This window comes from Klebsiella sp. JB_Kp031, from assembly GCF_040064295.1.
GTDB classification, from domain to species: Bacteria; Pseudomonadota; Gammaproteobacteria; order Enterobacterales; family Enterobacteriaceae; genus Klebsiella; species Klebsiella quasipneumoniae.
Window position 1 is genome coordinate 232130 of record NZ_JBEAJW010000002.1, and the last position, 25376, is coordinate 257505.

Genomic DNA, 25376 nt, shown 5'->3' on the forward strand with positions numbered 1-25376 from the left:
CTTCGCTATCCCGCCTGCAGCCCTTGCTGCAGGCGGGCGTGCAGTTTCAACATGTTCTCCGTGATGGCACGCCAGACGTGGGCGGAAAAGTCCGACGGCAGCGTTTGGCGGGCGCTTTCGATGGCCTGCGGCACGCGGTCGGCAAACTCGCCCAGGATCGCCAGCATCTGCTCCCGGGGGAAGTTAACCGCTTTGGCGGTCGCCAGAAAATGACGCGGATAGATAGCGTTAATCTCCGTTTTCCGCCCTTTTGTGGCATTGAGCCCCATCGACAGCTTCAGGTCGCGCAGATGCAGTCCCGTCCCGCCCAGCACCGGAAATGCCGAAATAATGTCGTAGAACGGCGTGAGCCGGTAGCTGCCGCCGGGCAGCAAAAAGAGCGAGAAGTTCTTCGCATGCCCGTCCGTTGCCCCGGTCAGCCACTGGAACACCATGAACTTCATAAAGTCATAGCGATCTTTCAGGGCCTCACTGGAGCCCAGCAGAAAGGTCATGATCGCGGCGATACCCGGCCCGCCGTCAGACTCATATTTCATCGACGACGGTATGCCGAATGCCTGACACAGATCCTCCTGCGGCAGACGCAGCAGCACGCGCCCCTCCTGCGCCCAGCGCCGGTCGAAGCGGGTCACCGCCAGCGCACGGATCCGCGGCGTGTTGATAATCTCCGCCTCCGGCACCGCCAGGCCCAACGCCCTGGCCAGCGCCAGGCACAGATATTCGTTATCCACGCTTTCACGCAGATCCAGCGTCGCATTGGGCTGCTTTATCTCGCCGATAGGCAGTTTAATGATATGGGTGGTCGGGGTGGTGCCCTGCGGAATACACCAGTGCTCGCCCATTCGCAGCAGCGCGGTTTTCTCCTGAGCGCCGGCCACCGAGATACGAAAATCGTCCTGGCCGGTCACCATCCCGAGAGGAATATCCGACTGGTAGGCGGTCAGCAAAGCGGTCAGCTGCGCCTCATCCAGCGTCTGCCAGCGCAACGCGGCAAGATACGCCTCTTCCCCCGGCGGCAGCAGAGTCACCGCCCCTACGCTGTCCCGCCCGACCTCGGCCAGCAGATCGAACGGCTGTTTCGAACGCGCCTGATAGCGCCTGACGATCCGCTCGCGGACCTGCGGGCTGTCGGGCAGCAGGTTATCAAAATAGTGATACACCGCGTCGGCGGTAATATTGCCATACTGCAGCGGCAGCGAGAGGGAGAGCGGTCTGGCGCGCGGGCTGCGCAGCCACTCCTCATCATAGCGGAAACTGTGCGCCCCGTTGGCCTGGCGGGTTAAGGTTCCCACGCGCGCATTGTTCATCCAGGTGGTGAGCGTCGCCATTACCAGTCAAGATCCGTGGTGTTATCGGGAATCATCGCCGTCTCTGCCGGTTTGGCGTTCAGGGTCATCACCACCTCCAGCGACTGGAGGATCTTAAACAGGGTGGTTAAGGTGGTTTTGTCGGGGTGATTTTCAAAATTGGACAGCGTCGCCTGTTTAATGCCGATCCGGCTGGCCAGCGCCTCCTGAGTCCAGTGATTTTGCTGGCGCAGCAGTTTCAGGTAATTGGCCAGCTGAACCGGACTGTATATCTGCGGGGAATTCATCGCCTTGTTCCTCACCATCATTTATCCCTCTATCGGGATAAAACTGGTTTTATACCCTGCAAGGGATAATGTCAAGTTTATCCCCTGGTGGGGATAGGTCAATGATTATCCTTACGTAGGGATAAAGCAGAAGGGATGGCAGCCGGAGCAACGTGGTCTGCCCGGTGGCGGCTGCGCCTTACCGGGCCTACGGGCTGTCGCTACCAGTTTCATCATCATCCAGGCCGGGCAAGCGCAGCGCCGCCCGGCAATGGCTGTCACTCGGGCAACGCGCAGCCGGGCTTAGCTGCCGCGGTAGGTCGACCACCCGCCCGGGGCGATCAGAAACGGCAGATGGAAATGGTCCTCTGCCGCCTCGCCAATGACAAAATCAATCTGCGCTCGGGTAAAAACGCTCTCGCGCCCGGCACGGGCAAACCACGCCCCGGTTTCCGCGGTTAAACAGTAGCGCCCCGCCGGCAGCGGCGCGGCGCTGAAGGTGACGATACGCCCCTGGGCGTTGGTCACCAGGTTCGCCAGGGTCTCGCCCTCCTGGCTCAGGCTGACCGCGACGCCTTCAGCCGGCGTGCCGGTGGAAATATCCAGAATATGGGTGCTCAGGGTGCTCATTCGCCAATCGCTCCTTCCAGTCTTAACATCGTAATTTCCCGCAGCTGGGCAAGCGCCTCAGCCACTTCTTCGTCAGCGGTATGCTGCAGCCGGCGCGTCAGCGCCTGCAGAATCTCTTCGCCGCTGCGCCCTTTGGCGCGGATTAAAAACACCCGGCCAAAGCGGGCTTCGTAGCGGGCATTCCCCTCCCGCAGGGCCTGCGCCAGTCTTTCATTATCGCTGTCCACCGCCGACTGCTCCTGGCGTGACATCGTCGCGTGCGCCTGGCTGCCGCTCGGTTTTTCGCCGATCCGCGGATGGGCGCTGAGCGCCGCGTTCAGATCGTTCTCTCCCCAGTCGCCCATCGCTTCCCGGGCGACCTGCAGCAGCGCTTCACGGTTGGCGAAGGGGCGCAAGTTCACCAGCTTATCGCTCCAGGCCGGGATCGCCACACAGGGAGCCAGCAGCTCCCCTGCCTCATCGCCACTCAGGCTGTTAAACTGACTCAGCGCGATCATCCTGACTCCTTATCGTTTTCGTCGCCGCCTGCTCCTGCGGCAGAACAAGGTTCAGCGCTATCGCCACCAGCCCACCGCTGGTGGCCGCGGAACCGAACAGATCGCCGACCATCGGCGGAAAATGGCTGAGAAACGCCGGCACCGACTCCACGCCAAGACCCGCGCCAAACGCCAGACCCACGATCAGCACATCGCGTCGGGTGAGCGGGTTCTGGGTAATGATCCGGATCCCGGCCGCCACCACGCAGCCAAACATCACCATCGTAGCGCCCCCCAGCACCGGCGCCGGGATCTGCCGCAACAGTTCGCCCACCGGCGGGAACAGCCCGAGCAGGATCAGAATCACGCCAATGTAGCGTCCGACATAGCGGCTGGCCACCCCGGTCATCTGGATCACGCCGTTGTTCTGCGCGAAAGTCGTGTTCGGAAAGGCGCTGAGCATTGCGGCCACCATGCAGCTGACGCCATCCGCCAGGATACCGCCCTTCAGCCGGTTGCGGAAAGCGCGATCGTCAACAGACTGTTGTGAAATCAGCGAGTTGGCCGTCAGATCGCCCACCGCCTCCAGAATACACACCAGCGACACCAGCGCCACCGGCAGAAATATCGCGCTGTTAAACTGAAAGCCAAACGGGAACAGCGTTGGCAGGCGAAACAGGGTGTCGCCCAGGCTGTGAAGATGGAACTGACCGCTCAGCCCTGCCGCCACACAGCCCACGGCAATGCCCACCACCACCGAGGAGAGCCGCAGCCAGCGGTTTTTGGCGCAGCTCAACAGGACGATAACGCCAAGGGTACCCGCCCCGAGCGCGATATTGCTCATGCTGGCGAAATCCTGCGCCTTTTCCCCACCGCACCAGTTAATGACGCTGACCTTGATCAGGCTGATGCCGATCAGCGCAATCACGCTGCCGGTAATGATAGGGGTAAAGATTTTCTTCAGCGGTTCGATAAAGCGGCTGACAATCACCGGCACCAGGGCGGCGACAAAGTTAACGCCAAACAGCATCGCCATAATATCCTGCGGCCCGCCGCCCTGCGCTTTCACCCACATCCCTCCGGCTACCGCCACGCCCAGAAAGGCGAAGCTGGTGCCCTGCATGCAGATCATCCCGGCGCCAATGCCCCAGACCCGGTTGGACTGCAGAAAGGTACCGATACCCGAAGCCAGCAGCGACATACTGATGAGATACGGCAGCCAGTCGCCAAGTCCGAGGGTGGCGCCGATGATCAGCGGCGGCGTGATGATCCCCACCAGACCCGCCAGCACATGCTGGAGGGCGCTAAAAAAGGCCGGAAGCGGTGGGATCCGCTGTTCAAGGCCGTAAAGCAGGCCGCTGTGATGTTCGTCAGACATGGTGTTATCCCGTAGCAAAGAGAAGTGCATGGGCTACTGCACAAAGCAGGCCAGAGACGACAAAAGCGCACGAATAAATTTATTAACACTTTAAAATCATAAGCTTAAATTACTCGAATGATGCATCACTTCCCTCCGCTGCTGAACCAGGCTTATGAAACGATAGATTCTTAATGCAACATACAGAAACTTTTGATTCATAAAAAGGCAACCAATGCATCGCATTGCACCGAGGTGGTGCGCCATGACCTGTCGCTGTGCCTCTGGCGGGCGGTTTTCCTCCCTCCGGCGAACTGGTACGCAAATTGCTGTAGTCAGTGCCTACATCTGGAGAAGGAGAAAAAAATGAAAGCAATCGTGATTGGCGCGGGCATCGGCGGCTTAAGTGCGGCAGTGGCGCTCAAACAGTCGGGGATCGACTGCGACGTCTATGAGGCGGTGAAAGAGATCAAACCGGTCGGCGCGGCGATTTCCGTGTGGCCCAACGGCGTGAAATGCATGGCCCACCTCGGCATGGGCGATATCATGGAAACCTTCGGCGGACCGCTGCGCCGCATGGCGTATCGCGATTTCCGCAGCGGCGAGAACATGACCCAGTTCAGCCTCGCGCCGCTGATCGAACGCACCGGCAGCCGCCCCTGCCCGGTATCCCGCGCAGAGCTGCAGCGGGAAATGCTGGATTTCTGGGGACGGGAGCGCGTGCAGTTCGGCAAACGCGTCACCCGCTGTGAAGAAAACGCCGACGGCGTGACGGTGTGGTTTACCGACGGCAGCAGCGCCAGCGGCGATCTGCTGATTGCCGCCGACGGCAGCCATTCCGCGCTGCGTCCGTGGGTGCTAGGCTTTACCCCGCAGCGCCGCTACGCCGGCTACGTCAACTGGAACGGTCTGGTGGAAGTAGATGAAGCGCTGGCGCCCGGCGATCAGTGGACCACCTTTGTCGGCGAAGGCAAGCGCGTCTCGCTGATGCCGGTCTCCGCTGGCCGGTTCTACTTTTTCTTTGATGTGCCGCTGCCGGCGGGTCTGGCGGAGGATCGTGACACCCTGCGCGCTGACCTCAGCCGCTACTTTGCCGGCTGGGCGCCGCCGGTGCAGAAGCTGATCGCCGCCCTTGACCCGCAGACCACCAACCGTATTGAAATCCACGATATCGAACCGTTCAGCCGCCTGGTGCGCGGTCGCGTCGCGCTGCTGGGCGACGCCGGACACAGCACCACCCCGGATATTGGCCAGGGGGGATGTGCGGCGATGGAAGATGCGGTGGTGCTGGGCGCCGTTTTCCGCCAGACCCGCGATATTGACGCCGCCCTGCGCGAGTATGAAGCCCAGCGCTGCGATCGGGTTCGCGATCTGGTGTTGAAGGCGCGCAAGCGCTGCGATATCACCCACGGTAAGGATATGCAGCTCACCGAAGCCTGGTACCAGGAGCTGCGGGAGGAGACCGGCGAACGGATTATCAACGGCATGTGCGACACCATCCTCAGCGGCCCGCTGGGCTGACGGTCGCCATGGACTCAATCACCGCGCTCAGCGTCTGAATGGCCATCTGCGCGGGACGCGATAGCTGACGCGAGGGCGCGGTGCACAGCGCCAGGGTCAGCGGCCGCAGCAGCGTACTGCGCAGCGGGATAAAGGTCAGCTGTCCGCGCTGAACCTCGTCCAGCACGTCGAGCAGGCTGAGGAGCGTCACGCCGCTGCCGCGCAGCACCAGCGACTTAATGAGGCGAATATCATTGCAGCTGATGGTATTCTCCGGCGCAAAGTCATGGTGGCGATAGAGGAGCGCAACACGCTCATGAACGATCAGCGGCGCGCCGGGCACGATGTGCCGCTCCAGGCTGAGCTCGCCCAGAGACAGGGCCTTTGCCCCCGCCAGAGGATGGTCCGGGCGCATCACAATCCCCACCTCCAGTTCGGCAAAGGCCAGTACGCTGAGTCCTGCCTGCCCCTGCGGATCGAGGATCAGACCGACGTCCAGATCCGCCTGACGCACTTTCTGGCTGACGGTGTGGCTGTCGGCCACCTGCAGATCCAGCTCCAGCCACGGCCAGCTGGCAATGATCTCCGCCAGCGCGGCGGCGAAGCCTCCTTCCGCCAGCGCCTGCACCATGCCGACGCTGACGCTCCCGCGCTTCATCCCCTGCAGCTCATCAAATTTTTGCCGGGTCTGACGAAACTCCTTCTGCCAGCGCAACAGATTGTCATACAGCAGTTCACCCGCAGTGGTCATCCGCAGTCCCTCCGGCAGCCGCTCGAACAGCGGCGTCCCGAAGGCCTCCTCGGCCTGCAGGATCTGGCGGTTAATCGCCGAGGCCGAGATATGCAGCTGCTCGGCGGCCCGGCGCAGGCTGCCGCAGCGAGCCACGGCGATGAAATAGTGGGCGAAACGGGAAAATGGACTCATGGTGCCCCTGTACTCTTTTTTGCAACAGCAGAGTGAATTAATGGTGATGGATGTGAACACCCTAATATGACAACAATAATCTCACAACAATAAAACAATCACCGATGTGAGCAGGAAGAGAAATCATGAAGACAACCACCCCCACGCCCCCCGCCCATTGCACCTTCGATCCGGAAGACTGGCTGCGGCTGGCCCGTTGCTGGCACCCGGTGGCCCGCGCCTGCGATATTGACGGCGCTCCGGTGAAAGCCACCCTACTGGACGAACAGCTGGTTATCTATCGTATAAAAGGCCAGGTGGTGGTCGCCCGCGACGTCTGCCCGCACCGCGGCGTCCCGCTGACCCTGGGGTTTCATGAAGAAGAAGGCATCGTCTGCCCCTATCATGGCCTGCGCTTTGGCGAGGATGGCCGCTGCAACCGCATCCCCTCCAGTCCGGGGCAACCCATTCCGGCCAAACTGCATCTCACCAGCTTCGCCGTGGAGGAGCGTTACGGGCTGATCTGGACCTGCCTGGACTGCGATCCGGACAATCCGCCGCCGTTACCGACCATGCCGCACTGGGACGACGCCGGCTTTCAGCAAATCAACTGTCCGGCCTTTGAAGTGAAGGGCTTTGCCGGCCGCCAGGTCGAAGGCTTTCTCGATGTCGCCCACTTCGCGTGGATCCACACCGAGACCTTCGCCGATCCGGACAACCAACAGGTGCCGGACTACACCCCGCAGGAGACGCCGTTCGGCTTTGTTGCCGACTACTGGAGCTCGGTAGGCAATTACCCGGCCAGCTCCGATTTCCGCGCGCCGGAAGGGTTCCAGTGGCTGCGTCACTTTGAAATGCATCTGCCGTTCACCGCCACGCTGACCATCCATTTCCCTGCCGATGCGAAGCTGGTGATCATGAACGCCGCCTCGCCGGTGTCGTCGCGCGTGACGCGAATGTTTGCCCCTATCGCCCGCAATTTTGACCTGCATGTGCCGGTGGAAGACGTTCATGCGTTCAACCTGCGGGTGTTTGAGGAGGACCGCCTGATGGTTGAGACCCAGCGCCCGGAGCGGCTGCCGCTGGATCTGACCCTGGAGGCGCATATTCCGGCAGACCGCAGCTCTATCGCCTACCGGCGCGGGCTGAAGAAGATGGGCTTTGGCGATTTCTTTCTGGTATGAGTGGAGGTCTTATGCGCGACATACTCCCGGTGGTGGTCGATGGCCTGTGGCGCCAGGGCGCGAAAAATCTGGCCGTTCGTCTGGTGAGCGCCGATGGGCAACCGCTGCCGGCGTGGGCGCCCGGCGCCCATATCGACCTCCATCTCCCCTGCGGGCTGATCCGTCAGTATTCGCTGACCGGCAGCCCGGCCAGACGGGATCACTATCTGCTCTGCGTCGCCCGCGAGGCGCAGTCGCGAGGCGGCTCCCGTTATATTCATGACACCCTGCGTCCGGGGCAGCCCTTGCTGATCTCTGCTCCGCGCAACCACTTTCCTCTGCACGGGGGCGGCCACGTGGTGCTCCTCGCCGCCGGGATCGGGATTACGCCGCTGCTGGCGATGGCTCATGCGCGGGCGGCGTCCGGCGCCAGCTTTACGCTGCACTATTACGTCAGCCGCGCGCAGGAGGCCGCCTTCGCCACCGAGATCGCCAGCCAGCTCACCGGCGGAACCTGCCTGATCCACAGCTCTGCCGACGGGCACAGCCCGCGCCTGTGGCTGGCGCAGGATCTGGGCGCGCCGGACGCCGACACCCGAGTCTATTTCTGCGGACCGCCGGGGTTTATGGCCCAGGTGCGCGACACCGCGCTGGCGGCCGGCTGGGCGGAAACGCAACTGCACAGCGAAGCGTTCCAGCCGACCGTCCCGACGGCGGCGTCGGCGGAGGACGGCACCTTCACCATCACCCTCGCCTCCACCGGTGAGCGCTGGCCGGTCCCGGGGGACAAAACCATCGCCCGGGTGCTGCAGGAGCATGGCGTTGAGGTGCCGCTCTCCTGCGAGATGGGGATCTGCGGCGCCTGCCTGACGCCGGTGCGGGAGGGAACGGTAGACCACCGGGATACCGTGCAGTCGGAGGCGGAAAAACAGGCCGCGGAGCAGCATATCGCGCTGTGCTGCTCCCGCAGTCTGTCGGCCAATTTAGTTATCGATCTCGCGGGATAAGCGGCCGGTCTCCGGCTGCTCGGCGCTGGCGACCGGTTTCACCCGCACGGCGGTGAAGACCACGACCATCGCGGTCAACAGTAGCAAACTGCTGCCGGTGAAGACGCCGCTGGCGCCATGCAGATCGAACACCGCCCCGCCGCCGGCGGCGCCGGCGCTGATGGCCAGCTGAATAGAGGCCACCAGCAGACCGCCTGCGCTTTCCGCCTCATCCGGCACGGTGGTGGCCAGCCAGGTGGACCAGGCCACCGGCACCAGACCGAAGGCAAATCCCCACAGGGCGACCAGCAACCCGTCGAGCACGGACAGATGGCCAAACGTCACCATCAGCAGCGCCAGGACGCTCATCATCAGCGGCACCAGCGCCAGGGTCAGACGCAGGCTGCGGCTCAGCAGATAGCTCGCCACCGAGGTGCCGACAAAGTTAGCGACACCGAAGCCGAGCAAAATCAGCGAAACGCCTTCAACGCTGGCCTGCGCGACGGTCTCAAGGAACGGTCGCAGGTAGGTGAAGAAGGCAAAATGGCCGCTGAAAATCAGGATCGACGCCAGCATGCCCCCCAGCATACCGGGACGGCGCAGCACCCTGAACAGCGTGGAGAAGGTGCCAACGCTTTCCGGCCGCATGGAGGGCAGCACCCACAGCTGCCAGAGCAGCGCCAGCAGGCTGGGTATCGCGCAGAGAATAAACACGTTGCGCCAGCCGATCAGCTCTCCGAGGTAGCTGCCGAGCGGCGCGGCCACCACCGTGGCGACAGACACCGCGGAAAAGATGATCGCCAGCGCTTTCGGCACATGGGCCGCCGGCACCAGACGCATCGCCGTGGCGGTGGACATCGCCCAGAAACCGCCGATGGCGATCCCCAACAGCAGACGACCGAGCAGGAGAAACGCCAGCGAACCGGCAAAAGCGACCATCAGGCTGGAGACAATCTGCAGCACGGAAAAGAACATCAGCACCCAGCGGCGGTCGATATTGCGGGTGGCGGTGGCGATCAGCAGGCCGGTGACTAACGCCACTAACGCCGTGGCGGTCACCGCCTGCCCGGCCATCCCTTCGCTGACGCCGAGGCTGCTGGCCATCGGCGTTAACAGGCTGGCGGGCAGAAATTCAGCCACGATCAGGCCGAACACCCCGAGGGCCAGGGCATAGACGGCGCGCCAGGCAGGCCTGACGGGTGACAGGCTCGCGTCAGCAGCTATGCAGGAAGTCATATACATCTCTCCAGGTTTATTAACATCCTGGACATCTTAGGGGCTTACCCCTGGACGATATATGATGCATACTCTTCAGTTATTGATTATTCGTCCGGAATTACCATGAGCCAGCCCACTATCGACCTGACCAGCGAACTGCTGCGCGGTATGCGCCTCTCCGGCGTGAATTACCGGCGCATCGAGACCTCCCGCCCGTTTGGCGTCGGCTTTAGCGCCGTGGCGGGCAAAGCCCAGTTCCATTTCATCAGCCGCGGGCCGGTGCTGCTGCGCATGGCCAGCGGAGAACAGTTCACCCTGGAGAGCGGCGACGCGCTGTTTATTCCCAACGGCGACGGGCACGCCCTGCTCTCCGATCCGCAGGCCGCGGTGGTGAATGTGGCGCAGCTGAACAGCGAAACGGTGTGCAGCACGGTAAGTTGTATCAACGCTGGCGGCCAGCCTGACTGCCCGGAGCGCGCCGTGATTTTCAGCGGTTGTATGGACTTTGAACTCGGCGGCATGCAGCCGCTGGTGAAGGCCATGCCCGAAGTGATGCGGGTGAGCTGCCTGCTCAACACCTGGCCGGAGATCCAGCCGCTGCTGGCGGCGATGGAGCGGGAATCGCTCACCCGCCAGGCGGGCTATGCCGGGATCCTCGCCCGACTGGCGGACGTGGTGGCCGCGCTGATTGTCCGCGGCTGGGTGGCCTGCGGGTGCGGTAACGCCACCGGCTGGGTGCAGGTCCTGCGCGATCCCCGGCTGGCGAAAGCGATCTACGCCATGCATCAACGTCCGGGCGTTAACTGGAAAGTGGAAGATCTGGCGCGGGAGGCGGGGCTGTCGCGCTCTCTCTTCGCCGAGCGTTTTCTTGCCGCCACCGGCACCACCCCCGCCCGCTATCTCACCGAGCTGCGTATGCGGCTGGCGGTGCAGTACATCACCCACGAAGGCCAGGCGCTGGAAAAAGTCGCCTTCAGCCTCGGGTATCAGTCGCTGGCGGCCTTTAGCCGGGCTTTCAAACGCATCACCGGCCAGCCGCCGGGGGCACTGCGCGCGACGGTACGCTAGCGTCAGCCGTTATATAAAGCGATACACGCCGTTGCCGACGCGAAAGCGTTGCCCCTTAAGCGCCGGGTTGGCGACGCGAAACACCAGCTCGGTCAGCTGGTTGGCGGGTCCCTGGCGGAAAGTAAACCACTGGCCGCCCGCGTCCAGCCCCTGCTCTCCCTGTGACGGGAAGCCCAGCAGTGCCTGCCAGCGGTCGCGCACCGCCTGCGGATTGTCCACCTCGAACACCGCCTGCTCGAGCACAATGTCGCCCAGCGGATGAGGCACGTCCAGCCCCTGAGCGCGCAGCCGCGCCAGCCGGGTCTCGTCGTCTTCTCCCCACTGCAGCACAAAAGGAAAGACCAGCCCGTCGGTGTCGCCATCGATGGTGAAGATCCGCCAGCGGATGACATTGCCCTGCGGATCGTGGCGCTGGCCATCGACAATCGGTGACACCGCCAGCCCCTTGCGACGCAAGTGGTCATGGGTGGCCTCGATGTCGTCGCTGCGCAGCGCGACGCGTAACAGCGCTTCGTTCTCCGGCAGCAACCGCGCGGCATCCCGCGAGAGCAGAAATCTGTCCGTCGCGGCGCGCAGTTCGTCGGGGTCGGAAATGGCGAGGAATTCGATATAGGTCAGACCAAAATAGCTCAGCGCATTGCGGGTTCCCCAGCCCGGATGGCGCCCGCCGACCGCCGCCCGCAGCTGCTGCCCGGCAAAGATTTCAATCGCCGCTTCCGGCTGATTCACAAACTGTACTGCGTGATCCCACTGCAAGGTGGCCATGATCTCTCCCGGGGTTGTGCCTGTTAAGACGTCTGCGGCAAAAGATAGTGCTGGGGTGAAGGCAATGGCAAACAAGAATTATGTATATTGAAAGCTGGATAAGTGATTTATATCAACGCGGTATGTTGAGTGTGACAGGCTATGAAACGGCGGGCTAACGAATTGCCCGCCGGCGGGATCAGACCGACCCTTCTTTCTCAATCACCAGAATACGCGCCGCCCCCTGGGGATGGGCGACATGCTCGCATCCCACCTCGGCGTAAAAGATATCTCCGGCGTTCAGCATGAACACCTGCTCCTCGCCGTCGACCTTCACATGCATCGCCACCTGACCATCCATCACGGCAAACACCTCCTGACCGTCGTTGATGTGCCAGATATAGGGTTGGTCGGTCCAGTGCAGGCGCACGGTGGTGCCGGAAAAATTGGCAATGTCCAGCGCGCCCCACGCGCGGTCGGCGGTGAAATCTTTACTGCTCCAGCTCTGCATGATGTTGTCCTGTGGTAAGGGTTATTTTTTCTGCCAGTTTGCCCAGGGATCCGCTTTCTCTGCCGGCGCATCGTCGTCGAGCGAAGCCAGATACATCGCCTCCACCTCTTTGCGCGCCCACGGCGTCCGGCGGAGAAATTTCAGGCTGGACTTGATGCTGGGATCGCTTTTAAAGCAGTTAATGTTGACCTGGCGGGCCATTTCCGCCCAGCCGTAGCGCGCCACCAGCGCATTGAGCAGCGCTTCCAGCGTCACGCCGTGCAGGGGATCTTTTGAGCTGTGCATGAGGATACATCCGTTCCGCATTAAAAAAGTGCGCCCACCTTACTGACTCTCGGTGACGGGCGCAACGGCTTCAGTTCGCCCTTACGCCTTTATCTATTTAACGCAAAAGCACAGAACCCCGCGCGGACATAAATTAGAAAATAACGTTATTGGTTGCTTATCTGGCCCTGAGGCAAGCTGTGTTCAGCCCCGGACAGAGGAAATCACCATGCGCTGCTGTTGTGCCAGAACCCTGAACCTGAATCGACCCATAACTTATTATCCCGTTTTCGGAGAACACAATGAACGCGACCACCCTGCCGATTCTCGATCTGGCCCGCTACGCGGACCCCGCGGATAAAGCGGCCTTCCTGGCCGACCTGCGTCACGCCGCCCGCGACATCGGCTTTTTCTATTTGATCAACCACGGTGTCGACGACGCGCTTCAATATGAAGTTCAGCGCCAGTCCCAGCGTTTTTTTGCGCTCGATGAGGCGCAAAAACAGCAGGTGGCGATGATCCACTCCCCCCATTTTCGCGGCTATAACCGCGCGGCTTCTGAGCTGACGCGCGGCCAGCCTGACTGGCGAGAGCAGTTTGATATCGGCGCCGAACGTCCGGCGCTGACCCTCAGCGACGACGCGCCGCGCTGGCAGCGCCTGCAGGGTCCGAATCTGTGGCCTGCCGCGCTGCCGTCGCTAAAACCGGTATTACTTCACTGGCAACAGCAGATGACTCAGGTGGGGATCCGCCTGCTGCGCGCCTTTGCCGAAGCGCTGCAGCTCCCGGAGAATGCCTTTGACCGGCTTTACGGCGACCAACCCAACGAGCATATCAAGCTGATCCGTTATCCCGGCCAGCAGGAGACCCAGAGCAGCCAGGGCGTTGGCGCCCATAAAGATTCCGGTTTTCTCAGCTTCCTGCTGCAGGACGAGCAGAAAGGGCTGCAGGTTGAGGTGGCGCCCGGGCAGTGGATCGACGCCGTACCGCTGGCCGGCAGCTTTGTGGTCAATATTGGCGAACTGCTGGAGCTGGCCACCAACGGCTATCTGCGCGCTACCGTTCACCGGGTGGTGTCACCGCCGGCTCAGCAGCAGCGCCTCTCCATCGCTTTCTTCCTTGGCGCCCAGCTTGACGCGGTGGTGCCGGTTTATACCCTGCCGCCCGAGCTGGCGCGTGAAGCGCGCGGTCCGGACAGCGACCCGCACAATCCGCTGCTGCGCGATGTCGGCTGGAATTATCTCAAGGGCCGTCTGCGTTCCCATCCGGACGTGGCGGAACGCTACTATCAGGACGTTTTTCGCGAACGCGCCGAGCAATTGATCGTTTAACCATAACTAAAAAGGAACACACCATGAAATATGCTGCTTTTAAACTGGCAGGGGTCGCACTGTCTCTTTCTCTGGCATGGACGTCTGCCCAGGCCGCCGCGCTGCGCGTCGCCGCGGACCCGGTTCCCCACGCGGAGATCCTCAACTACATCAAAAAAATCGATCCCAGTCTCGATCTCAAGGTGGTGGAGCTGACCAGCGGGGTCAACGCCAATGAACTGCTGGCCAGTGGCGATGTGGATGCCAACTACTTCCAGCATGTCCCCTACCTGAAGGATCAGGAGAAAGCGCTGGGTAAAACCTTTGCCGTCGCGGCCACGGTTCATATTGAGCCGCTGGGGATCTACTCGCATAAGCATAAAGATTTCTCGTCGCTGCCGGAAAACGCCACGGTGGCGGTACCGAATAACACCACCAACCTGAGCCGGGCGCTGTTCCTGCTGCAGGCGCAGAAGCTTATTAAGCTGGACCCGAAATTTACCGACCCGGCCACCACCCTGGCGACGCCGAAGGATATTGTCGAGAACCCGAAACACCTGAAGATCCTGGAGATTGAATCGCCGCAGATCCCGCGCTCCCTCGACGATGTCGACCTGGCGGTGATTAACGGTAACTACGCGCTGGAAGCCGGTCTGGTGCCAGCGAAAGATGCCCTGGGGCTGGAAAGCGCCGAGCATAACCCCTACGCCAATATCCTGGTGACCACCCCGGCCCTGGCGAATGACCCGCGTATTAAGGCGCTGGCGAAAGACCTGACGTCGCCGCAGGTGGCGGAGTTTATCCGTAAAAACTACAACGGGTCGGTGATCCCGGTGGCCCCTCAGTCATGATCACCATCGAAGGGCTGAGCAAAACCTACGCCGGAACCGGCCGACCGGCGCTGAACGATATCGCGTTACAGATCCCGAAAGGGGCGATATACGGCATTCTCGGGCGCAGCGGCGCCGGCAAAAGTACGCTCATCCGCTGTCTCAATTTGCTGGAGCGGCCCACCTCGGGCCGCATTCTGGTGAACGGACAGGATATTACTCAGCTGAACAAGGCGGCGCTGCGGGATTATCGCCTGCGCACCGGGATGATTTTCCAGCACTTCAATCTGCTGCATGCCCGCACCGTCGCCGCCAACATCGCGGTGCCGCTGGAGATTGCCGGGGTGCCGCGGGCCGCTCGCGAAGCGCGGGTGCGCGAACTGCTGGAGCTGGTGGATCTCAGCGAAAAGGCCGCCGCTTTCCCGTCGCAGCTTTCCGGCGGGCAAAAACAGCGCGTCGGCATCGCCCGGGCGCTGGCCGCCCGACCGGAGGTGCTGCTGTGCGACGAGGCGACCAGCGCTCTGGATCCCGAGACCACCGCCTCGGTGCTGGCTCTGCTGGCGGATATTAACCAGCGGCTCAATCTGACCATTGTGCTGATAACGCACCAGCTGGAGGTGGTGAAAACCATTTGTGACCACGCGGCGCTGCTGGAACAGGGCGAGATTGTCGAGAGCGGCAAACTCGCCGACCTGCTGGTGACCCCATGGTCGCGGCTGCGCCAGTCGCTGCTGCACGACCCGCAGGCTGAACAGGATTTTCTTACCCGTCACGGCGTTCAGGGGAGGCCATTATGCGGAGTAGCATGAGCTGGGAAGATTTGTGGCCGTTATTACTCGACGGCACGCTGGATACGCTCTATATGGTGGGCCTGGCGGCCCTGTTTACCGTGCTGATCGGGCTGCCCACCGGTGTGTTGTTATTTATTTCCCGCGCCAACGGGCTGGCGCCGATGCCGAAACTGAACGCGCTGTTAGGCGCGGTGATCAACATCGGCAGGTCGCTACCGTTTATCGTGCTGCTGATCGCCCTGATCCCTTTTACCCGGCTGATCGTCGGCACCACGCTGGGCAGCACCGCCGCCATCGTGCCGGTGACCATCGGCGCCTTTCCGTTCTTTGCCCGCCTGACGGAAAACGCGCTCGACGAGGTGGATTACGGAAGAATCGAAGCCATTCTGTCGATGGGCGGCAACGTCTGGCACGTGATTTTTAAATCCCTGCTGCCAGAAGCCCTGCCGACGCTGCTGGCCGGGATCACGCTGACTATCGTGATGCTGATTGGCTTTTCGTCGATGGCCGGGGTGATCGGCGGCGGCGGACTCGGCGACCTCGCCATCCGCTACGGCTATCAGCGATTCAATAATGAGGTGATGTTTGGCACAGTGCTGATCCTGGTGGCGATGGTTCAGGGCGTGCAGATGGCCGGCGATCGGCTGGTGCGCAGCCTGGCCCACCGCCGTTAGCCGTCAGTCATTAGTTCCAGCCGCTCTCTGCCGCCAGCTGGCGGACCAGACTGGCGGCGTCACACTCGCGGATCAACCCCACCCCCTGCCCGGCCCAGTGGGCGCCATACTCATGGACGCCCTGGGCTTTCGCGGCGGCGGCCAGCGCTTTGCCGATATCATACGCCAGCGGATAATCCGGCACGGCGCTCGTCGGACAGGCTTCCCCCAGCGCGCAGAAGGCATTAGCCAGACAGCGTGCCGGACGCCCGGATATCGCGGAGGTCAGCACCGTACGCCCGTCAAGGCTGTTGTGGATCGCCGCGCGATAGCCGGCGTCGGCGGCCGATTCCGGACACAGTAAAAACGCCGTACCGAGCTGTACGCCCTGCGCCCCCAACTGCATCACGCTAGCGATCCCCGCTCCGTCCATGATGCCCCCGGCGGCCACTACCGGGATGGTTAGTCGACGCCGCAGAAGTTGCACCAGGGTGAAGGTGCTCAGCTGCGCGTCAGGCTCCTGCGGAGCAAAGATCCCCCGGTGCCCGCCCGCCTCATAGCCCTGAGCGACCACCACGTCGATCCCCTGCTGTTCAATCAGCAGCGCCTCCTGGAGCGAGGTTGCCGTCGCCAGGGTGACAATCCCCTGCTGTCGCAGACGCTGGATCGTCTCACCTTCAGGAAGGCCGAAATGAAAGCTCACCACCGCCGGCGAGTGGTCGAGAAGCAGCTCCAGCATGGCGGTGTGGCCGATAAACGTCTGGTATATCTCCCTAAGCGATGCCGGAGGCGTACTGCCAAAGCGGGTAAAATGGGGGCGCAGCGTCTCTGCCCAGTCCGCTTCACGTGGGGCGTTGCGCCGCGGCGGCGCATGGCAAAATAAATTGACATTGAACGGCCGGTCCGTCAGCTGGCGGGTGGCGACGATCATCGCTTCCGCCTGGGCAACGGTTGCAGCGCCCAGCCCCAGCGAACCCAGCGCCCCGGCATTACTCACCGCAGCAGCCAGCGCAGGGGTGGAGACGCCCGCCATCGGGGCCTGGATCAGGGGGTAGTCAATATCAAGAAGCGAAAGCAGTGAATTTTGCATGAGTTCCTCGTAGATGAGTGATGCCGGAGGCTTACCATCTCTTTTAAAGATGATAAGATCAACATCATTATCATATTGAGAATAAAAATATGAACCACAGCACACTGCAGATTTTTATCCAGGTGGCCGACACGCAAAGCGTCACCCTGGCAGCAAAACGGCTTGGCCGCGCCCAGTCTAATATCACCACCCGTATTCAGCAGCTGGAAGAGGAGCTTGCCGTGGAACTTTTCGTCCGCGGCAACAAAAAAATGGTGCTATCGCCGGCAGGCGTTCAGTTTCTCAGCTATGCCCGGCGGATCCTGAGCCTGGCGGAGGAGGCAAAGCAGGCTCTGCATCCGACCACACCCGGCGGCAGCCTGCGGTTGGGCGCGATGGAGGCGACCGCCGCCAGCCGTCTGCCGCCGCTGCTTACCCGCTTCCAACAGCAATGCCCGCAGGTGGATGTCACCCTCAGCACCCGGCCGACCCGCCAGTTAGCCGAGGGGGTATTCACCGCCGCCCTCGATGCCGCGCTGGTCTGCCTGCCGCCAGGGCCGGATGGCCAACCGACATGCCCGCCCGGGCTGGAATCTGTCCCGGTGTTTCAGGAAACCCTGATGCTGGTCCGGCCGCAGGGCGCGGGCCCGCTGCGGTTCGCGGCATTTACCAGCGGCTGCAGCTATCGGGCGTTGGGAGAGCGCTGGCTGGCGGAGCAACAGGCGGCCGTCGAGGTGCATGAGGTTAGCTCCTATCACAGCATGCTGGCCTGCGTGGCCTCCGGGCGCTACGTCTGCCTGCTGCCGCAGAGCGTGCTGTCGCTGATGACGCTTCCCGAAAACTGTCTTAGCGAACCGCTGTGCGAGGCGACCACCCAGCTTATCTGGCGTCAGGGGTTCAGCACCTCCGCCCTCAGCGAGTGGCGCATCCTGTTGCAAAGCGCTGCGAACGGCTAAGCTAGAAGAGGATTCAGTGACACACGCGCAGGGGGCGACCCAGAGCTCTTGCCGACAAACGCAGAGGCGTTTTGCCGCTACAGTATCAACCCGAGCGACAACAGCGACAGAATCGCTTTTCGCCACAGGTCGCGGCTGTGACGCCGCTTTTTTGCCGGGTGGCGGCTGCGCCTGATCCGGCCTACGCCTTATGGGAGTCATTATGTCGTTCTGCCACATGCGCATCGCCAGACCGGTCAGCGAACTGGAGACCAGCGCCAGCATGTATTGTGCCGGGCTGGGGCTGCAGGAACTTGGCAGCTTTACCGATCATGAAGGATTTAGCGGGATTATGATCGGCTCCGCGGATGCCAGCTGGCATCTGGAATTCACCCACTGCCGCCACCATCCCGTTACCCCCTCGCCAGGAGATGAAGATCTGCTGGTGCTGTACTATCCGCAGCGTCAGGCCTGGGAGGCACAATGCAGCGCCATGGACGCCGCCGGGTTTCTGCGCGTCACGGCGTTCAACCCCTACTGGGAGGTCAACGGCGTCACTTTCGTCGACCGCGACGGCTATCGCACCGTGCTGCAAAACCGCGCCTGGGGCGTGGTGGGCGATGAGTCGCATGTGGCGGCGAGCTGACGATGATCGGGGCTGGCGTCAACCGCTGCAAAAGCAATTATTTACCTTCGGACAGACAACGTTCCCGTCGGTTACCGATAAAACGCCTTCCCGACTCGCCAGCCTTCTCGCGGCGCGCTATGCTAAACATCCCTATGTATTAACCCTTTATCCCTATGAGCACTTCCGTCAGCACCACGCAGCTTAATTTGCGCATCATTTCGATCGTTGTTTTTACCTGTATCTGCTATCTCTCCATTGGTCTGCCACTGGCCGTTCTACCGGGTTATATTCACTATCAGCTGGGCTACAGCACCTTTGTCGCCGGTATTGTGATCAGTCTGCAGTACATCTCCACGCTAATAAGCCGGCCGCACGCCGGGCGCTATACCGATATCTGGGGGCCGAAAAGAGTGGTTAGCCTCGGGATCGTCTGCTGTCTGCTTAGCGGCGCCTTCACGCTGCTGGCGGTAATGTTGCAGACGATGCCCATGCTGGCGATTGCCGCGCTGTTGGCGGGCCGGGTATTTCTTGGCGTCGGCGAGAGCTTTACCGCCACCGGAGCCACCCTCTGGGGGATCAAAACCGTCGGCGCGATCCATACGTCACGGGTGATCTCGTGGAACGGCGTGGCGACCTATGTGGCGATGGCGGTGGGCGCGCCGCTGGGGGTCACTCTTAACCACTATTTCGGCATCAGCGGCTTTGCCACGGTGGTGGTGATGGTCGCCGCCATCGGCCTGCTGTTCGCCCGCACGCGGCAAGACGTCAGCGTGACCGCCGGTGTCAGAGCGCCCTTTCACGCGGTGGTGCGCAAAATCTGGCCTTATGGCCTGGGGCTGGCCTTTGGCACCGTCGGTTTCGGCGTTATCGCCACCTTTATCACCCTTTACTTTGCCGCGCACAGCTGGCAGGGCGCCGCGTTTACCCTCTCGCTGTTCAGCGTCGGTTTTATCTGTGTTCGCCTGGTGCTGGGGAATACCATCACCCGCTATGGCGGAGTCCCGGTCTCCCTGGCCTGCTTCGTCATCGAATGTCTCGGTCTGCTGCTTATCTGGCTGGCGCCGTCAGCCTGGGTGGCGGGCATCGGCGCCTTCCTCACCGGCTCGGGTTTTTCGCTGGTCTTCCCGGCGTTGGGGGTTGAGGCGGTAAAACAGGTGGAAGAGCAAAACCAGGGGACCGCCCTCGGCACCTACTCGGCGTTCCTTGACCTCGCGCTGGGGCTGACCGGGCCGCTGGCCGGCTGGGTCGCCGGCTACTACGATCTCGCCACCCTGTATCTGCTGGCGGCGATCGTCGTCGTGTTCGCTTTCCTGCTGATTTTACGCGTACATCTGCAACAGCGGGCAGCGGTCAGGACGTAGCCAGGCCCGGCTCGCGGATCGCCGCGGGCTGCCGACACCGGCAAAAAACGAATCGGCAATTGACGACGATTCGGCTTCCGTGCCAACATCCCCCTCAGCGTCTGGCGACAGATGCAAGGACGGTGGCGGAAAACAACAGAGATCGCGCAACGATCCAGCCCGCCGCCGTAGTCCAATCCGAATCACTGACCCACACGGTGAATTCCTGATTCTGGCGGGAAACACAGACATGCACCAAAGTTTTAATCAGCGCGTTCATTTCTATTACTGCGTCCTGGTCGCGCTGAAGATGCACGGAAAGTCGAAAAAGTCGGGCGGTATCCGAGGAAAGAACAACTTTCTGCTGAAATGGCTGCGCCGGGCGCAGGATAACAACATTTTCCATCCCGATATCACCAGTGAAATCGAATGGCTGCGCGGGAAGATTATTCAGGCCGGCTACGATACCGATCTCGAGCCGATGCTGGATTTTGTTTACGCCACCGCCAGCCGCGCCGAAGCGCTGAAGAACGCCGAATAAGCCACTGCGCCCGCTGCGGGCGCAGATGCTGACCAATCCGCTTCCCCTCACAATGTGCCCATACCGCACGCGATAGCCTGCTGATGCCATTTTATCTGTGACAGTGTCACGCTGCCAGATGCTGCAGGGGATCATTACCCCCTGACAGGCGGCCCTGGGCGTTCTATGCTTTGCCCTGTCTCCCTCACACAGGACAACGCCCGATGGCTGACTGGAATCCTTCGCTGTATCTGCAGTTTGACGCTGAGCGCACCCGCCCGGCGGCTGACCTGCTTTCCCGTATCGCTCACCTGCAGGTTGAGAGCGTCGTTGACCTCGGCTGTGGGCCGGGCAACAGTACCCGCCTGCTGCGTGCCGCCTGGCCGCTGGCGGCGATCGTCGGTATCGATAACTCCCCGGCCATGCTGGACCAGGCGGCGCGGGCCTTACCCGACTGTGAGTTCATCGAGGCCGATATCGCCAGCTGGCGGCCTGCGCAACCGCCAGACGTGATCTATGCCAACGCCTCGCTACAGTGGCTGGCGGATCATGAGACGCTGTTTCCGCATCTGGTGAATCAGCTGGCGGATAACGGTACGCTGGCGGTGCAGATGCCGGATAACTGGCAGGAGCCCTCCCATACTCTGATGCGTCAGGTCGCCGGCGAGCTGGGATTGCCGGACCGCGGCCGCCAGCCCTTGCTTCCGCCGGACGCCTGGTACGATCTGCTCACCCGTCAGGGCTGTGAAGTTGATATCTGGCGCACCACCTATTTTCATCCGCTCGCTTCTCATCAGGCGATAGTCGACTGGCTGCAGGGCACCGGATTGCGACCTTATCTGACGGACCTCGATGAGCAGGCCAAAAGCGCCTTTCTGACCCGCTATTTGGCATCGTTGGCCGACCACTATCCGTTACAGTGTAACGGAATGGTGCTTCTACGCTTCCCACGTCTGTTTATCGTGGCGCGAAAAATAGCCGCCTGAGGGTTGCCTTGAGCGTGGCGTAAAACATAACCAATACATAAGCAAGTCGAGCCAGCAAACATTCCTGTTTTTCAGGATCAATTATCCTGAACATTGCGATATTCAACACATTCCTCAGCGTGCGACAGTGACGACCACTTCAACCTGTAACGGGAGTCACCATGGATACCACCCCTGTCGATCGCCACACGCTGGCTGCCATTGCGCCAAAACTGGCAGAACTGACCGAAACGGTGCTGTTTGGCGATATCTGGGCGCGCAGCGAGCTGTCGCCCCGGGAACGCAGCTTAATCACCCTCTCCGCCCTGACGGCGCTGGGCAAAACCGAGCAACTGCCCTGGCATATCGCCTACGGCTATCGAAATGGCCTGAGCCAGGAGGAAATTGTCGAATTATTTACCCACCTGGCGTTCTACGCCGGCTGGCCGGCGGCGGCCAGCGCCCTGACCTGCCTGAACGCGCAGGAGGCGCCATGCCTCTGACCCGTATTTCGCTTGGTACGGCATGGCGTCCCGCGGAGTTTGCTCAGCTGTCGGCGCTATTCCATGAGTGTCTGGTGGCGGAGTTTGCCGTGCCGCCGGCGGACAAATTTCAGTTTATCGAGCAGACCGCCGACGGGCAGCGCATTTACGACCCGCATTATCTTAGCGGCGGTCGCAGCGACCGCTTCGTGCTGTTTCATATTTTCGCCGGAAAACCGCGCCGCCGGGCGCAGAAACAGGGTCTCTATCGTCGGCTCTGCGCGCGGTTAGCCGATGAGATGGCGGTCAGCCCGCAGGACGTGATGGTGGTGATCCAGTTTAACCAGCTGGAGGACTGGAGTTTTAGCGCCGGCAAAATGGCGGGTGAATAAGTCAGGCGGCGCCTGCAGGGGCGCCGCGATTCAGGCTATTTAGTTGCTACCAGGCGAGATGATGCACCAGTGACAGATCCCAGGCCGTCGCCAATAGCGAAAGAAACATTATCAGATTGACCACTGTTTCGAGACGTTTTTCCATCGTTGCTTCTCCTGAGCCTGTTTCCCCTGTTATAGCGGGAAAAGCTTAACAGCATCTTATCGCTTCAGGAGTCAAGGGTGATCCTGTAGCGTACATAATCGTCAGCTGGGGTGAACTCATCATACAGGTGGCGGGCGGGATTATCACGGCGAGTATGCCAGTACAGACGTGACCAGCCTTGATCAGTCCCTTCGGTTTGCAGCGACTTAATCAGCGTTCTGGCAATGCCTTGTCCGCGGAAAGCTGGATCGACGAACAGATCCTCCAGATAGCAGATTGGCGTGGTGACCCAGGTGCCTTCGTGCAGAATGCAGATAGCGAATCCCACCACCGTATCATTCACCACTGCGACCCTGCCCAGCACGGGTGAGTTCACGTCCAGCATCCGCTGCCAGGTGCATTCGGTCACCTCTTCCGGCTGCAGACTGCCGTAGAAGTGGGTATAGCCTTCCCAGAGCTGAAGCCATTCGGCTTTGTCATGCGGCCGTACTTCCCGGATATCGATGACCATGCGAGTTTCCTTACAGATGAATGAATTAGCCTGCGAACATTGGCAGGAACCAGGTATTAAGGCCATTATTTTCCTGCGCAGATATTTGTTCAAGCGGCTTAACCATAATTCCCGCCTGCGCAGGGCGATTTGGCACTAAAAAGCCTTTTGCAGCGGGGCTGCTGACCGGCTCTATCGGGACAATAAAAAAGCATGTTGTAACTAATTTGAGTGCCAATAAACCCGGCCGCAGCCGGGTGAAGAGACTCCGCTATCAGCAGAGCGGCCTGACGGCGTCGCGCATTCCGCGGGTCAGAATAGCGTCAAGGTCAGCGGCGACCTGATCCACCAGTCCGGGGATCTGGCTTAGATCCTGCTCCCAGTGGGACTCCACGCTGAGCACAGCGGAAACCAGCTCGCGGGTGCTTATCTGACCGTCGCGATGGCGGGCCCAGAGCGTCTGGTAGCGCGTCAGCCAGTCAGCATCATCCTGTACCGGATAGCTTGTCCCCTCCCGCTCTCCTCGGTAGAAGGCGATCAGCGCCGCCAGGGCGAAGGTCAGGCGCGGCGGCAGCGTGCCATGCGCCTTCTGCCCTGCCAGCAGCTGCGGCAGAATACGGGTGCGGTACTTGGTCATGCCGTTGAGGGCGATCGAGAGCAGCTGATGTTTGATATAGGGATTGCGGAAGCGCCCGGTCACGGCGCTGGCGAATGACACCAGCTCATCGCGCGGCAGGTCCAGCACCGGAATAATCTCGTCATAAATCGCTTTTTCGACAAACGCGCAAATCTCCGCGTCGTTCATCGCTTCGCCGACGGTGTCGATTCCAGCCTGGAAGGCCACCGGCACCAGGGCGGTGTGCGCCCCGTTAAGGATCGCCACTTTGCGCTCTTTATAGGGCTTGATATCGTCGACGATACGCACATTCAGCGGCAGCTTATCGAGACGCAGCTCGCTGGCCAGCGAAGCGGGCCCCTGGATAACAAACAGATAGAAGTGCTCGGCGGTATCGAGGAAAGCGTCTTGATAGCCGGTTTGCGCCTCCAGAGCCGCCACTTCATCGCGCGGATAGCCGGTCACAATGCGATCCACCAGGGTGGAACAGAAGGTGTTCGCCGAGGTGAGCCAGTTGATAAAGTCCTGCGGCAGCTGCCACTCGGCGGCATAGCGCAGGACCAGGGCCTGCAGCGCCTCACCGTTATAATCGATCAGTTCGCAGGGGATAATCACCCATCCCTTATCGGCTGCGCCGGCGAAATGCTGGTAACGCTCAAACAGCAGGCGGGTTAGTTTCGCCGGATAGCTGACCGGCGGCGCGTCGTCAAACCGGTCCCCGGCATGGTAGCTGATGCCTGCCTCGGTGGTATTGGAGAAGACAAACCGTATCTCCGGGTTATGCGCCAGACGTAAAAAAGCGTCGTAGTCAGCGTAAGCGCTGATTTCGCGGTTGACCGATCGGATCAACCGCGCGTCGCTAACCGCTTCGCCCTGCTCGTTGAGACCACGGATAATGGTGGTATAGAGGCCGTCCTGGGTGTTCAGAGACGGTGGAAAATCCGTGTCAATGGGGCGAACGACCACGATGCCCGCATTCAGGTCGGTATGCTCGTTGAGCAGGTCGATCTGCCAGTCAACGAATGCGCGCAGGAAGTTGCCTTCACCAAACTGGACGATACGGTCAGGGTACTGCGCGCCGGGGAAATCACGACGGTTTAATGTTTTCACAATGGGTTCCCTCTAATAGTAGTCATACAACCTGAGTAATTGGTCCAATAAGTTATCAGGTTTTACGACCACTGAAACCCTGTTTTGATCAAAGCATTCTGCAATAGCGGCCGTCAGGGCAGAAACTTATAGAACAGCGAGGTGGCAGTCATCTTGCCGTCTGGCATCAGCGCATAGCGCGGAATTTCCCCCACTTTTTCCCAACCGCAGCGAACATAGAACTGCTCCGCCCCGCTGCCGGTCGCCGTGTCCAGCACCAGCACTGTCTTCCCTTCCCGGCGAGCGGTTTGCTCAAGCTCCGCCATCAGCGCGTTGGCAATACCCTGGCGGCGGGCATTTTGGTGAACCAAAAGTTTGGCGACATCCGCACGATGCGGCTGATTTTCCGGCTGGCTGATAATCAGCTGCACGGTGCCGACGGGGCGCGAGTCAGCGTCAAGGGCGGCCAGCACGATGCGCTCCCCGGCCGCCACACTGTCAGCGGTACGTTGCCAGAAGGTCGTCGCGGTTTGCAGACTAAAAGGCAGCATAAAGCTCACCGAGGCGCCGCCGTTAACGCAGCTGGCCAGGATATCGCTTAATGCCGAAAGATGATGAAGAATATCGTCACGCGACAGCGTGCGCAGTGAAAAGGATGTGGTCATAAGAGCTCCCTGTTATCGACCACATCACTATGTTTTTAACCAAAAATTAACACAAGAGAGAT

At 61.3% G+C, this 25376-nt stretch carries 29 protein-coding genes; 15 read left to right on the top strand and 14 right to left on the bottom strand.

What is annotated here, in order from left to right:
* Positions 1 to 5: 5 nt before the first annotated feature.
* The 5 genes from ABLV64_RS03115 to ABLV64_RS03135 form a co-directional block, all read right to left on the bottom strand.
* The gene (locus tag ABLV64_RS03115) at positions 6 to 1328 is read right to left on the bottom strand and encodes a type II toxin-antitoxin system HipA family toxin (protein ID WP_032456033.1); all 1323 of its coding nucleotides are present in this window, start codon (positions 1326 to 1328) and stop codon (positions 6 to 8) included.
* On the bottom strand, positions 1328 to 1594 hold the full coding sequence (hipB, locus tag ABLV64_RS03120) for a type II toxin-antitoxin system antitoxin HipB (protein WP_032456032.1): 267 nt from the start codon (positions 1592 to 1594) through the stop codon (positions 1328 to 1330). The genes ABLV64_RS03115 and hipB overlap by 1 nt, the downstream gene beginning before the upstream one ends.
* 282 nt (positions 1595 to 1876) lie before the next feature.
* Entirely contained in the window at positions 1877 to 2203 is a 327-nt protein-coding gene (uraH, locus tag ABLV64_RS03125; protein ID WP_032456031.1) for a hydroxyisourate hydrolase, read from the bottom strand.
* On the bottom strand, positions 2200 to 2700 hold the full coding sequence (gene uraD / locus ABLV64_RS03130) for a 2-oxo-4-hydroxy-4-carboxy-5-ureidoimidazoline decarboxylase (protein WP_017900378.1): 501 nt from the start codon (positions 2698 to 2700) through the stop codon (positions 2200 to 2202). Before uraD ends, uraH begins: the two co-directional genes overlap by 4 nt.
* On the bottom strand, positions 2678 to 4057 hold the full coding sequence (locus ABLV64_RS03135; RefSeq protein ID WP_017900377.1) for a nucleobase:cation symporter-2 family protein: 1380 nt from the start codon (positions 4055 to 4057) through the stop codon (positions 2678 to 2680). Before ABLV64_RS03135 ends, uraD begins: the two co-directional genes overlap by 23 nt.
* A 345-nt stretch (positions 4058 to 4402) precedes the next feature.
* On the opposite strand from ABLV64_RS03135, the gene hpxO reads away from it, so the two are divergent.
* The gene (gene hpxO / locus ABLV64_RS03140; protein ID WP_032456029.1) at positions 4403 to 5557 is read left to right on the top strand and encodes an FAD-dependent urate hydroxylase HpxO; all 1155 of its coding nucleotides are present in this window, start codon (positions 4403 to 4405) and stop codon (positions 5555 to 5557) included.
* On the opposite strand, the gene hpxR is transcribed toward hpxO, so the two are convergent.
* Entirely contained in the window at positions 5538 to 6461 is a 924-nt protein-coding gene (gene hpxR, locus ABLV64_RS03145) for a LysR family hpxDE operon transcriptional regulator HpxR (RefSeq protein ID WP_049003669.1), read from the bottom strand. The two genes, hpxO and hpxR, sit on opposite strands and share 20 nt — an antisense overlap.
* Before the next feature lie 125 nt (positions 6462 to 6586).
* On the opposite strand from hpxR, the gene hpxD reads away from it, so the two are divergent.
* Together hpxD and hpxE are read left to right on the top strand one after the other, a co-directional pair.
* Positions 6587 to 7624, top strand: a complete 1038-nt coding sequence (hpxD, locus tag ABLV64_RS03150) for a molybdenum cofactor-independent xanthine hydroxylase subunit HpxD (protein WP_021314344.1) — start codon at positions 6587 to 6589, stop codon at positions 7622 to 7624.
* Positions 7625 to 7635: 11 nt separating this feature from the next.
* On the top strand, positions 7636 to 8610 hold the full coding sequence (gene hpxE, locus ABLV64_RS03155) for a molybdenum cofactor-independent xanthine hydroxylase subunit HpxE (RefSeq protein WP_205608547.1): 975 nt from the start codon (positions 7636 to 7638) through the stop codon (positions 8608 to 8610).
* Here the strand turns inward: hpxE and ABLV64_RS03160 are convergent.
* On the bottom strand, positions 8587 to 9825 hold the full coding sequence (locus ABLV64_RS03160; protein WP_205608548.1) for an MFS transporter: 1239 nt from the start codon (positions 9823 to 9825) through the stop codon (positions 8587 to 8589). The genes hpxE and ABLV64_RS03160 overlap by 24 nt on opposite strands.
* A 105-nt stretch (positions 9826 to 9930) precedes the next feature.
* On the opposite strand from ABLV64_RS03160, the gene ABLV64_RS03165 reads away from it, so the two are divergent.
* Positions 9931 to 10875 carry an AraC family transcriptional regulator gene (locus ABLV64_RS03165; RefSeq protein ID WP_004205934.1) on the top strand — a complete coding sequence of 315 codons (945 nt, stop codon included), beginning with the start codon at positions 9931 to 9933 and terminating at the stop codon, positions 10873 to 10875.
* Between the two features lie 9 nt (positions 10876 to 10884).
* On the opposite strand, the gene ABLV64_RS03170 is transcribed toward ABLV64_RS03165, so the two are convergent.
* The 3 genes from ABLV64_RS03170 to ABLV64_RS03180 form a co-directional block, all read right to left on the bottom strand.
* Positions 10885 to 11640, bottom strand: coding sequence for a VOC family protein (locus ABLV64_RS03170; RefSeq protein WP_004205935.1), 756 nt, complete (start codon positions 11638 to 11640; stop codon positions 10885 to 10887).
* A 178-nt stretch (positions 11641 to 11818) separates the two neighbouring features.
* On the bottom strand, positions 11819 to 12130 hold the full coding sequence (locus ABLV64_RS03175; RefSeq protein ID WP_186920904.1) for a cupin: 312 nt from the start codon (positions 12128 to 12130) through the stop codon (positions 11819 to 11821).
* Positions 12131 to 12151: 21 nt separating this feature from the next.
* Positions 12152 to 12415, bottom strand: coding sequence for a VF530 family protein (locus tag ABLV64_RS03180; protein ID WP_004205937.1), 264 nt, complete (start codon positions 12413 to 12415; stop codon positions 12152 to 12154).
* A gap of 281 nt (positions 12416 to 12696) precedes the next feature.
* Between ABLV64_RS03180 and ABLV64_RS03185 the strand changes: the two genes are divergently transcribed.
* The 4 genes from ABLV64_RS03185 to ABLV64_RS03200 are packed head-to-tail and all read left to right on the top strand — an operon-like array spanning position 12697 to position 15999.
* A complete protein-coding gene (locus ABLV64_RS03185) occupies positions 12697 to 13725 on the top strand; it encodes an isopenicillin N synthase family oxygenase (RefSeq protein ID WP_038431657.1) in 1029 nt (342 codons plus the stop codon).
* Between the two features lie 23 nt (positions 13726 to 13748).
* On the top strand, positions 13749 to 14555 hold the full coding sequence (locus tag ABLV64_RS03190; RefSeq protein WP_004205939.1) for a MetQ/NlpA family ABC transporter substrate-binding protein: 807 nt from the start codon (positions 13749 to 13751) through the stop codon (positions 14553 to 14555).
* A complete protein-coding gene (locus tag ABLV64_RS03195) occupies positions 14552 to 15343 on the top strand; it encodes a methionine ABC transporter ATP-binding protein (protein WP_075201745.1) in 792 nt (263 codons plus the stop codon). The genes ABLV64_RS03190 and ABLV64_RS03195 overlap by 4 nt, the downstream gene beginning before the upstream one ends.
* Positions 15340 to 15999, top strand: coding sequence for a methionine ABC transporter permease (locus ABLV64_RS03200; RefSeq protein ID WP_004217626.1), 660 nt, complete (start codon positions 15340 to 15342; stop codon positions 15997 to 15999). Before ABLV64_RS03195 ends, ABLV64_RS03200 begins: the two co-directional genes overlap by 4 nt.
* 10 nt (positions 16000 to 16009) lie before the next feature.
* Here ABLV64_RS03200 and ABLV64_RS03205 read toward each other — a convergent pair whose 3' ends face one another.
* A complete protein-coding gene (locus tag ABLV64_RS03205; protein ID WP_049003682.1) occupies positions 16010 to 17068 on the bottom strand; it encodes a nitronate monooxygenase in 1059 nt (352 codons plus the stop codon).
* A gap of 89 nt (positions 17069 to 17157) precedes the next feature.
* Between ABLV64_RS03205 and ABLV64_RS03210 the strand changes: the two genes are divergently transcribed.
* The 7 genes from ABLV64_RS03210 to ABLV64_RS03240 all read left to right on the top strand — a co-directional run bounded on the left by ABLV64_RS03210 (position 17158) and on the right by ABLV64_RS03240 (position 22309).
* Positions 17158 to 18003: a LysR substrate-binding domain-containing protein gene (locus ABLV64_RS03210; RefSeq protein ID WP_017900370.1), complete on the top strand. Its 846-nt coding sequence runs from the start codon at positions 17158 to 17160 to the stop codon at positions 18001 to 18003.
* Between the two features lie 202 nt (positions 18004 to 18205).
* Positions 18206 to 18628: a VOC family protein gene (locus ABLV64_RS03215; RefSeq protein ID WP_004205943.1), complete on the top strand. Its 423-nt coding sequence runs from the start codon at positions 18206 to 18208 to the stop codon at positions 18626 to 18628.
* A 155-nt stretch (positions 18629 to 18783) separates the two neighbouring features.
* A complete protein-coding gene (locus ABLV64_RS03220; RefSeq protein WP_004205944.1) occupies positions 18784 to 19971 on the top strand; it encodes an MFS transporter in 1188 nt (395 codons plus the stop codon).
* 229 nt (positions 19972 to 20200) lie between these two features.
* Positions 20201 to 20491 (top strand): hypothetical protein, encoded by a 291-nt coding sequence (locus ABLV64_RS03225; protein WP_004205945.1) that lies wholly within the window; start codon positions 20201 to 20203, stop codon positions 20489 to 20491.
* Between the two features lie 203 nt (positions 20492 to 20694).
* Positions 20695 to 21456 (top strand): trans-aconitate 2-methyltransferase, encoded by a 762-nt coding sequence (gene tam / locus ABLV64_RS03230; protein ID WP_130938998.1) that lies wholly within the window; start codon positions 20695 to 20697, stop codon positions 21454 to 21456.
* A gap of 161 nt (positions 21457 to 21617) precedes the next feature.
* A complete protein-coding gene (locus ABLV64_RS03235; RefSeq protein ID WP_004205948.1) occupies positions 21618 to 21938 on the top strand; it encodes a carboxymuconolactone decarboxylase family protein in 321 nt (106 codons plus the stop codon).
* Positions 21929 to 22309: a tautomerase family protein gene (locus tag ABLV64_RS03240; RefSeq protein ID WP_004205951.1), complete on the top strand. Its 381-nt coding sequence runs from the start codon at positions 21929 to 21931 to the stop codon at positions 22307 to 22309. The genes ABLV64_RS03235 and ABLV64_RS03240 overlap by 10 nt, the downstream gene beginning before the upstream one ends.
* A gap of 209 nt (positions 22310 to 22518) precedes the next feature.
* On the opposite strand, the gene ABLV64_RS03245 is transcribed toward ABLV64_RS03240, so the two are convergent.
* The 3 genes from ABLV64_RS03245 to ABLV64_RS03255 all read right to left on the bottom strand — a co-directional run bounded on the left by ABLV64_RS03245 (position 22519) and on the right by ABLV64_RS03255 (position 25314).
* A complete protein-coding gene (locus ABLV64_RS03245; protein WP_348842952.1) occupies positions 22519 to 22965 on the bottom strand; it encodes a GNAT family N-acetyltransferase in 447 nt (148 codons plus the stop codon).
* Positions 22966 to 23218: 253 nt separating this feature from the next.
* Positions 23219 to 24670 carry a tagaturonate reductase gene (locus ABLV64_RS03250; protein ID WP_049003684.1) on the bottom strand — a complete coding sequence of 484 codons (1452 nt, stop codon included), beginning with the start codon at positions 24668 to 24670 and terminating at the stop codon, positions 23219 to 23221.
* A gap of 113 nt (positions 24671 to 24783) precedes the next feature.
* On the bottom strand, positions 24784 to 25314 hold the full coding sequence (locus ABLV64_RS03255; RefSeq protein ID WP_064183707.1) for a GNAT family N-acetyltransferase: 531 nt from the start codon (positions 25312 to 25314) through the stop codon (positions 24784 to 24786).
* Between the last annotated feature and the right edge of the window lie 62 nt (positions 25315 to 25376).

Bases quoted from the DNA above. Each gene is read 5' to 3' on its own strand.
- ABLV64_RS03170 (WP_004205935.1), bottom strand. From the start codon at position 11,640: ATGGCCACCTTGCAGTGGGATCACGCAGTACAGTTTGTGAATCAGCCG.
- ABLV64_RS03165 (WP_004205934.1), top strand. From the start codon at position 9,931: ATGAGCCAGCCCACTATCGACCTGACCAGCGAACTGCTGCGCGGTATG.
- ABLV64_RS03205 (WP_049003682.1), bottom strand. From the start codon at position 17,068: ATGCAAAATTCACTGCTTTCGCTTCTTGATATTGACTACCCCCTGATC.
- hpxD (WP_021314344.1), top strand. From the start codon at position 6,587: ATGAAGACAACCACCCCCACGCCCCCCGCCCATTGCACCTTCGATCCG.
- ABLV64_RS03240 (WP_004205951.1), top strand. From the start codon at position 21,929: ATGCCTCTGACCCGTATTTCGCTTGGTACGGCATGGCGTCCCGCGGAG.
- ABLV64_RS03235 (WP_004205948.1), top strand. From the start codon at position 21,618: ATGGATACCACCCCTGTCGATCGCCACACGCTGGCTGCCATTGCGCCA.
- ABLV64_RS03160 (WP_205608548.1), bottom strand. From the start codon at position 9,825: ATGACTTCCTGCATAGCTGCTGACGCGAGCCTGTCACCCGTCAGGCCT.
- ABLV64_RS03195 (WP_075201745.1), top strand. From the start codon at position 14,552: ATGATCACCATCGAAGGGCTGAGCAAAACCTACGCCGGAACCGGCCGA.
- ABLV64_RS03245 (WP_348842952.1), bottom strand. From the start codon at position 22,965: ATGGTCATCGATATCCGGGAAGTACGGCCGCATGACAAAGCCGAATGG.
- hpxO (WP_032456029.1), top strand. From the start codon at position 4,403: ATGAAAGCAATCGTGATTGGCGCGGGCATCGGCGGCTTAAGTGCGGCA.
- hipB (WP_032456032.1), bottom strand. From the start codon at position 1,594: ATGAATTCCCCGCAGATATACAGTCCGGTTCAGCTGGCCAATTACCTG.
- ABLV64_RS03255 (WP_064183707.1), bottom strand. From the start codon at position 25,314: ATGACCACATCCTTTTCACTGCGCACGCTGTCGCGTGACGATATTCTT.
- uraH (WP_032456031.1), bottom strand. From the start codon at position 2,203: ATGAGCACCCTGAGCACCCATATTCTGGATATTTCCACCGGCACGCCG.
- ABLV64_RS03135 (WP_017900377.1), bottom strand. From the start codon at position 4,057: ATGTCTGACGAACATCACAGCGGCCTGCTTTACGGCCTTGAACAGCGG.
- ABLV64_RS03190 (WP_004205939.1), top strand. From the start codon at position 13,749: ATGAAATATGCTGCTTTTAAACTGGCAGGGGTCGCACTGTCTCTTTCT.
- ABLV64_RS03210 (WP_017900370.1), top strand. From the start codon at position 17,158: ATGAACCACAGCACACTGCAGATTTTTATCCAGGTGGCCGACACGCAA.
- ABLV64_RS03200 (WP_004217626.1), top strand. From the start codon at position 15,340: ATGAGCTGGGAAGATTTGTGGCCGTTATTACTCGACGGCACGCTGGAT.
- tam (WP_130938998.1), top strand. From the start codon at position 20,695: ATGGCTGACTGGAATCCTTCGCTGTATCTGCAGTTTGACGCTGAGCGC.
- ABLV64_RS03225 (WP_004205945.1), top strand. From the start codon at position 20,201: ATGCACCAAAGTTTTAATCAGCGCGTTCATTTCTATTACTGCGTCCTG.
- ABLV64_RS03175 (WP_186920904.1), bottom strand. From the start codon at position 12,130: ATGCAGAGCTGGAGCAGTAAAGATTTCACCGCCGACCGCGCGTGGGGC.
- hpxR (WP_049003669.1), bottom strand. From the start codon at position 6,461: ATGAGTCCATTTTCCCGTTTCGCCCACTATTTCATCGCCGTGGCTCGC.
- hpxE (WP_205608547.1), top strand. From the start codon at position 7,636: ATGCGCGACATACTCCCGGTGGTGGTCGATGGCCTGTGGCGCCAGGGC.
- uraD (WP_017900378.1), bottom strand. From the start codon at position 2,700: ATGATCGCGCTGAGTCAGTTTAACAGCCTGAGTGGCGATGAGGCAGGG.
- ABLV64_RS03185 (WP_038431657.1), top strand. From the start codon at position 12,697: ATGAACGCGACCACCCTGCCGATTCTCGATCTGGCCCGCTACGCGGAC.
- ABLV64_RS03215 (WP_004205943.1), top strand. From the start codon at position 18,206: ATGTCGTTCTGCCACATGCGCATCGCCAGACCGGTCAGCGAACTGGAG.
- ABLV64_RS03220 (WP_004205944.1), top strand. From the start codon at position 18,784: ATGAGCACTTCCGTCAGCACCACGCAGCTTAATTTGCGCATCATTTCG.
- ABLV64_RS03115 (WP_032456033.1), bottom strand. From the start codon at position 1,328: ATGGCGACGCTCACCACCTGGATGAACAATGCGCGCGTGGGAACCTTA.
- ABLV64_RS03180 (WP_004205937.1), bottom strand. From the start codon at position 12,415: ATGCACAGCTCAAAAGATCCCCTGCACGGCGTGACGCTGGAAGCGCTG.